The sequence below is a fragment of the Anaerotignum sp. genome, assembly GCF_031981185.1.
Taxonomy (GTDB): domain Bacteria; phylum Bacillota; class Clostridia; order Lachnospirales; family Anaerotignaceae; genus Chakrabartyella.
The window spans coordinates 32,186-38,476 of sequence record NZ_DALYUL010000008.1; the positions used below are offsets into that span (position 1 = coordinate 32,186).

8 protein-coding genes are annotated in these 6,291 nt (G+C 38.3%); 3 read left to right on the forward strand and 5 right to left on the reverse strand.

The genetic code is table 11. From position 1 onward, the window contains the following. Window positions 1–284 (forward strand): hypothetical protein (locus tag RTK36_RS06100; protein ID WP_312045289.1); only part of this gene is annotated, 284 nt, incomplete at its 5' end. Window positions 285–574: 290 nt separating this feature from the next. Here RTK36_RS06100 and RTK36_RS06105 read toward each other — a convergent pair. Next, entirely contained in the window at window positions 575–1,699 is a 1,125-nt protein-coding gene (locus tag RTK36_RS06105) for a GGDEF domain-containing protein (protein ID WP_312045291.1), read from the reverse strand. Between the two features lie 405 nt (window positions 1,700–2,104). Here RTK36_RS06105 and RTK36_RS06110 point away from each other — a divergent pair, with 405 nt between their 5' ends. Beyond that, window positions 2,105–2,761, forward strand: a complete 657-nt coding sequence (locus RTK36_RS06110) for a DL-endopeptidase inhibitor IseA family protein (protein WP_312045294.1) — start codon at window positions 2,105–2,107, stop codon at window positions 2,759–2,761. A gap of 185 nt (window positions 2,762–2,946) precedes the next feature. On the opposite strand, the gene RTK36_RS06115 is transcribed toward RTK36_RS06110, so the two are convergent. Both RTK36_RS06115 and proC read right to left on the reverse strand, forming a co-directional pair. Beyond that, window positions 2,947–3,417: a cupin domain-containing protein gene (locus RTK36_RS06115; protein ID WP_331654971.1), complete on the reverse strand. Its 471-nt coding sequence runs from the start codon at window positions 3,415–3,417 to the stop codon at window positions 2,947–2,949. A 159-nt stretch (window positions 3,418–3,576) separates the two neighbouring features. After that, a complete protein-coding gene (proC, locus tag RTK36_RS06120) occupies window positions 3,577–4,389 on the reverse strand; it encodes a pyrroline-5-carboxylate reductase (RefSeq protein WP_312045296.1) in 813 nt (270 codons plus the stop codon). A gap of 158 nt (window positions 4,390–4,547) precedes the next feature. On the opposite strand from proC, the gene RTK36_RS06125 reads away from it, so the two are divergent. Next, on the forward strand, window positions 4,548–4,907 hold the full coding sequence (locus tag RTK36_RS06125; RefSeq protein WP_312045298.1) for an arsenate reductase family protein: 360 nt from the start codon (window positions 4,548–4,550) through the stop codon (window positions 4,905–4,907). A gap of 196 nt (window positions 4,908–5,103) precedes the next feature. Here the strand turns inward: RTK36_RS06125 and RTK36_RS06130 are convergent, their stop codons facing one another. Further along, on the reverse strand, window positions 5,104–5,811 hold the full coding sequence (locus tag RTK36_RS06130) for an SDR family oxidoreductase (RefSeq protein WP_312045300.1): 708 nt from the start codon (window positions 5,809–5,811) through the stop codon (window positions 5,104–5,106). A gap of 4 nt (window positions 5,812–5,815) precedes the next feature. After that, window positions 5,816–6,291: flavodoxin domain-containing protein (locus RTK36_RS06135; RefSeq protein WP_312045302.1), on the reverse strand; the 476-nt coding region annotated here is incomplete at its 5' end.

Genomic DNA, 6,291 nt, shown 5'->3' on the forward strand with positions numbered 1-6,291 from the left:
CAAAGGGCATGGCAAATGCCCAAGTAGAAAGCAAACTGGCAGTAGATGCAGGTTATTGGTTCCTGTATCGCTATAATCCTGAGTTGAAAAAGGAAGGCAAAAATCCGTTCATTTTAGATTCCAAAGAGCCAACCATGGATTATAACGACTTCATTATGGGTGAGGTTCGCTATTCCTCTTTGGTTCGCACCTTCCCAGAAACAGCAAAAGTTCTGCTCAAAGAAGCCGCCGAACAAGCAAAGGAAAAATACAATTCCTATAAAAAGCTGGCAGAACAGGATTAATATCCACAAAAAAGAGAAGCGTATTTCCTTACAATTTTAATCATAAAAATTAGCCCCCAATGCAGTGGGGACTTGAAAGGAGCCGACTATGTCGGCTCCTTTTTTAATGTTAGCTAAAGTCAAACCCTAAATCTCGCTACCCACTCATAGCCCGTAGAAGGTCATAAAAAGCTGAGGGAGCCGTAATTAACTTCTAGAGATTGCACTGTAATCACGCCGCCGTCCAATGAATGATATTTTTTCTTATCTTCATAAAATAAAACAATTTGCAGAACAGTGTATATAAGATTCTATTTTATCTTGTTTTTGTACATGGCTTTATCAGCAAGCGCCAAGATCTCCTGTGTTGTTTTTCGGTCCTTTCCATGGAAATCCGATGCACCAATGCTCAAAGATAACTCTATCCCATGCACATCCCCTGCATTATATTCCTGCACGAAACGGTTTATCCGCCCAATAATTTGTTCTTTCGCTGATTGTTTACAAAATATATAGAACTCGTCACCACCAAAGCGGCCCACAATGGTATCATCCCCTTTACATGCTCTCACTAAAATATTTGACACCTGAATAAGCATTCTATCTCCAACGACATGACCAAATCTGTCATTAATTCCTTTGAATTTGTCTATATCAATAAAAACAATGGAATTCATTTCTCCCTTGAATATTCCCTTATCAATGCTTTCCAGACATACATTAAACTGATATCTGTTATTCAGCTGGGTCAAAGGATCCATTGAAATAATTTTATTCTGAAAATTAATAAAAAAGCAAAGTAGGGTTAACACTTGGGATATCCACATCAGAGAAATTCCATAAAATAAAACTTGGATAATAGCGCCTACCAATGGTAATATCTGTATTTTCAAAATCAAAGCGCAGTCTTTTCGCTCCAAAATATTATCCGAGGTTTCATAAACCTTGATGCATTGGATAAAGGGTATCACGATATAGGGTATCGCCACAAGAAACGAGATTATAAAAAACCGTTCTCTAGCATAAACCGTATCCTCACCAATAGTAAAATAAAAAGGATATTTTAGATTCAATACTATAAAGAAGGTATTTAAAATCATGGGGACATGCATAAGAAAAAATAACCACTTACTTTGCTTTTTCCACTGGAAAAAAAATTTTGATATGTATACATACCACATAAATCCAACAAAGCAATTAAAAAAATAATAAATGCTGGCAAATACCCAATAGATTTGCTGAGAAAACAAAAAGTTCTTTCCATCAATACACCACATAATGGTATCCAAAATTAACACACTAAGCACAGCATAGTTCAAATGACGGAATGCCTTCTGCCTATCCGTGCCGTTTTCAATTGTTTGCTGATTCATAAGCATTATGACTATAATCACCATGCCCACCAAATTCACTTGTAAATACAAAATTTCAACCATACCCATTCACCGGTTTCTATTTAAAATGAAGCTTCCCAAATGCTAAGCTGTTACAGCTATTTGACACTCTTTTATGTTCGAAAAGCTATTTGCTAAAGATAGCTTTTCCTTACTTTTATACATTACCAAAAGACAAAGGTAAAAGCAATTAAAGAAATGTTACACTTGCGTACGATAGTAGATCAATTGCAACCTTTCATGCTATTATCGTTGAGCACCCCCTTAGGGATATTCATCTCCCCCTAAGGTACCTTTTCCTCCACATTTTAGAAGCGCTTTTATGACGATCAACTTTTTTCTTAATTGTTTTTGTCAATCTTCGTAAACATCCGAATGGAATTAAAAACCATGTTATACTATTTTAAAAACAATACAGCAATGAGCGAATAAAGAAAGGTGTCCTTTATGAAAGCCAAACGAAATATCCTAATGATTTTTCTTCTACTTTTTCCTTTGATTTTGTCAAGCTGCAAAGAAGCCTCCTCGGATTCTTCCAACACAGCCCCGCAACCTTTGGAGACCAGCAATTCTTCCCAAGACGGATTACCACCCATGGAGAATACATTCAAAACCCTTTACCAGGGCGCAAACGAAATTTACACAAAAATCGTCTTTGGAGACTTTCGTTGTGATGTAAATAAAACAGTAACAAAGAATGATTTAATCTATTATAAAGTGGATGAACCGGCCTTTGATTCCTATGACGCATTTACCACCTATCTCTCCAAATATTTTACAGAGGACTTTATAAATAAAGCTATATTGAATCCTGAATACACCAGATTTATGAAGGGTGAGGATGGAGCTCTCTATTTATTGGATGCAGGAAGGGGCGCAAACATTCTTTACGCAGGCCATGTGTTCCATTCCCCTCAGCAAACGGAAAATCAAATAACGTTCAGTGCTACCGCTTATTACACATCTGCCCAGGAACCCTACGAAGGTGAGGTCTTTTTTACAGCACCGAAAAATATCAATGACTTTACAACCCAGGATTTCACCTTTATTTTGGTCAAGGAGAAGGATGCATGGAAGTTTGATCAATTTGCTTGCTTCTTTTAAATTTAACTATATTTTTTTACTGGTCCATTGTCCATAGTTTAAAATACACTACCTTCTTCCCAAAATTGGGAACAAAAACAAACCGTGGCTTACTGATTAGGTAAGTCACGGTTTATAATAAAAATCCTATGGATATCTCTAATCTTAAGCTAAAAAACAGGAAACACGATCACAATTTCCAGTGTTTAATCATGGCTTTTCTGGGCATCTTGCTTTGTGGCATGCACTGTGCCCTTAGGATGATGAGGTGGTGCATAAATTGTATATACCTTTAATGGCCGATTGCCAATATTAATAACATTATGCCAGGTTCCCGCAGGAACAAAAATTGCATACTGATTATCTAAATTACGCTGATAATCCAGTTTATCTTTACTACTCCCCATTTGAACAATGCCCATTCCATCCTCAACACGAATAAATTGATCTACATCTGGATGCATTTCCAAACCAATATCACCGCCGGAAGGAATACTCATCAGTGTTAACTGTAAATGGTCTCCTGTCCATAATGCAGTCCGATAATTCTGATTCTGTTTGGTTACTTTATCAATGTTGACCACAAAAGGTTCAGGCCCGCAATCAGTAATATCAGGCATACGGTTCACGGGCCTTCTCATGTTATTTCTATTGTTTTGCAAATTATTTGGATACATTCCAATTCCCCTTTTTCGTTTTATCCTATATATTTTATGTCATAGAACGGGAAAATAGAAACCATCTTACAAAATGATGGCTGTACCTTTAAATAATTCAATATTTCATGAAAAAATAATGTTATTGAAATGTCAATATAGTTTCTGTTGTTTTCACATTTATTTTTTTTCACCAATGGCCTTATCTTTTGCTAGAACTGCATCAAATGCCTTGACCAGTACAGACTCAAATCCTGCCCCTTGCAACGTAGTAACACCCTCTATGGTGGTTCCTCCCGGGGAGCACACCTGATCAATCAAGGGCCATGGGGCTTCCCCGCTTTCCAACACCATTTTTGCACTACCTAAAACCGTTTCTGCAGTAAGCTGCAAAGCTTGTTTTTTTGGCATCCCCGCCTTAAGTGCGGCATGGGCTAAGGCATCCATGTATAAGTATGCAAAGGCTACCGATGCTCCACCGATTACGCTAAAAATAGAAAATTGGCTTTCTTCTATTTCCGCAACTGTGCCTATTGTTTCAAAAATCTCTTTTACCAACTGTTTCTGCTGAGGACTAACAAATTGGTTTACACAAAACCCTGTGGTTGAGGCGCAGATTTTTGCATTTATATTCGGCATTACTCTTACAATGGGTGTTTCCTCGGGAAAAAAACCCGCCAGATATTCTAAGGTTTTCCCTGCGGCAATAGAAACAATTAAGGGCTTTTTTTTCGCAAACTCCCCTGCTAGTTCCGGTAAAAGTGCCGCTAAAACATTTGGTTTCACTCCAAGAATCACCATGTCGCTGTTTTCAATCACCTCTTTTGAGGATTGGCAGGCATTTGCGCCACATTCCATAGCCAATGTCTTTGCAGAGGCAACGCTTTTACTGCTAATGAAAATAGTTTTTCCCTCATATTCCCCGGCACCCAAAGTCATGCCCTTCACAATAGCACCCACCATATTGCCTGCTCCAATAAAACCAAAATTCATGTTTCATTCCTCCAATCTGTCTATGATAAGGTTTTTAAGTTCCACAAATTGTATACAAACTTTTTCTCATTTTACAGCCGTTCCTTTAAAAATGCAATCCCATCTCATCTTGCCCATTGAGCGGTGACGTATTATACTATTGGAAAAGGAGGTGCGAGATGAGTCTCGTTTTTTTACATTACCCAAAATGCAGTACCAGCAACAAAGCAAAAAAGTGGTTAGATTCCGCTAATATAGAATATTTCCAGCGTCATATGGTTGAACAAAACCCTTCCGCAGAGGAGCTGGAGTTTTGGTGGAAGTTAAGCGGCTTACCCTTAAAAAGATTTTTCAATACCAGTGGTCTTTTATACAAGGAATTGAATTTAAAGGATAAACTCCCCCAGATGAGCGAGGAGGAGCAGCTTCAGCTTTTAAGTACAAACGGCATGTTGGTAAAGCGTCCCTTGGTGATTGGGGAAGATTTTATATTAGTTGGCTTTCAGGAAAAGGAATGGGAAAAATTAAAGAAAAACTGATTCCATTAAAAGTATGTATTTTCAATACTGAAGTAGAAAGAAGCAAAAAAGGCTCATTTCCCCCCATTCTGGAAATAAGCCCTTTTTTTGTTCTCCAAATCCTCTGTTTCCCTGCCTTTTCATTGGTGCAAACCGAAGGATACTTATAAAGGGAAAAAGCATTCGTCTTGCAAAATACAGCAAAACGGATGCTTCATTACTTGTCTAGGCTCCAACCATAGTCATTATGATAAACCATTTGGCGGGACATCCCACCATCAATGCAAATGTTTTCCCCTGTAATAAAACCCGCCTTCTGACTGCATAAAAACAGTGCCATTTCAGCAATATCCGAGGGATTTCCTACCCGTTTTACAGGATGCTGTTCCGCATCCCCTCCGTCATAGGTAGTATATGACGTATCAATCCAACCGGGAGAAATAGAATTTACCCTTACTCTGCCACCAAGACTAATGGCCAAAGCATGAGTCAGGGAAGAAAGGGCACCTTTTGACGCTGAATAGCTTTCTGTATTGGGCTGACTCATGCGGTCTCTTGTGGAAGAAATATTTACGATTGCCGCCTCTGGAGTAAAATACGAAAGAAATAACTTTGTCAAATAGTAGGGCGCCACCACGCCAATCCGCAATGCATAATCAAACGCACCATACCCACAGGCGTTGATACCACCCATGGAAATCATAGCGTTATTAATTAAATAATCAACTTTTCCATACTGGTCAATCACCTTTTTTGCAAAATCTTCCAATGTTTCCCGATCTCCAATATCTCCTATAAAATATGGATTCTCTTCTCTGTCAATGATACAAACAGTGGCACCCTCTCTAATAAACGCCTGAGCAATGGCTTTCCCTATGCCATGGACGCCTCCGGTAATCACTGCAACTTTTCCTTCAAATTCCATACGTTCAATCCTTTATATATAATAATAACGTGTCCGCTTGAGAAGTATCCACATAATTCGCAGGGGTAACCTGGGTTTGAAGCATTGCCTCCTCTTCAAGACTGCGCTCTGTTTTATGCTTCAATATTTGAAAAAGAACCTTCATCATTCCTTTGTGCGTGAGTTTCAAATGTTGATAATCCAATGCACCATGAAAACAAAAGATTTTTGCATGATTCATTAGCATGGGGGAAAGGCACTTATCTAAACCTTCTCTGATATATTTTGTATTTCTAGGGATATGAGGATCAGAAAAACTGCAAGTAAATATCACCAATCTTTTATTACATAACGTCTCTTGGTTTTTTTTCAACCATTCATTACCATTAAGTGACCCTGCATAAATGCCTCCGCCGTAAACAACGGTATCATAGGGGGATAAATCCTTAGCTTGTGCTGTGCTAAGAAGATCAGCCTGTAATTTTTCCGCAATATATTCCG

Excerpts from the sequence above, each read along its gene's own strand:
- RTK36_RS06130 (WP_312045300.1), bottom strand. The coding sequence starts at position 5,811 with ATGGAATTTGAAGGAAAAGTTGCAGTGATTACCGGAGGCGTCCATGGC.
- RTK36_RS06125 (WP_312045298.1), top strand. The coding sequence starts at position 4,548 with ATGAGTCTCGTTTTTTTACATTACCCAAAATGCAGTACCAGCAACAAA.
- RTK36_RS06115 (WP_331654971.1), bottom strand. The coding sequence starts at position 3,417 with ATGTATCCAAATAATTTGCAAAACAATAGAAATAACATGAGAAGGCCC.
- RTK36_RS06105 (WP_312045291.1), bottom strand. The coding sequence starts at position 1,699 with ATGGTTGAAATTTTGTATTTACAAGTGAATTTGGTGGGCATGGTGATT.
- proC (WP_312045296.1), bottom strand. The coding sequence starts at position 4,389 with ATGAATTTTGGTTTTATTGGAGCAGGCAATATGGTGGGTGCTATTGTG.
- RTK36_RS06110 (WP_312045294.1), top strand. The coding sequence starts at position 2,105 with ATGAAAGCCAAACGAAATATCCTAATGATTTTTCTTCTACTTTTTCCT.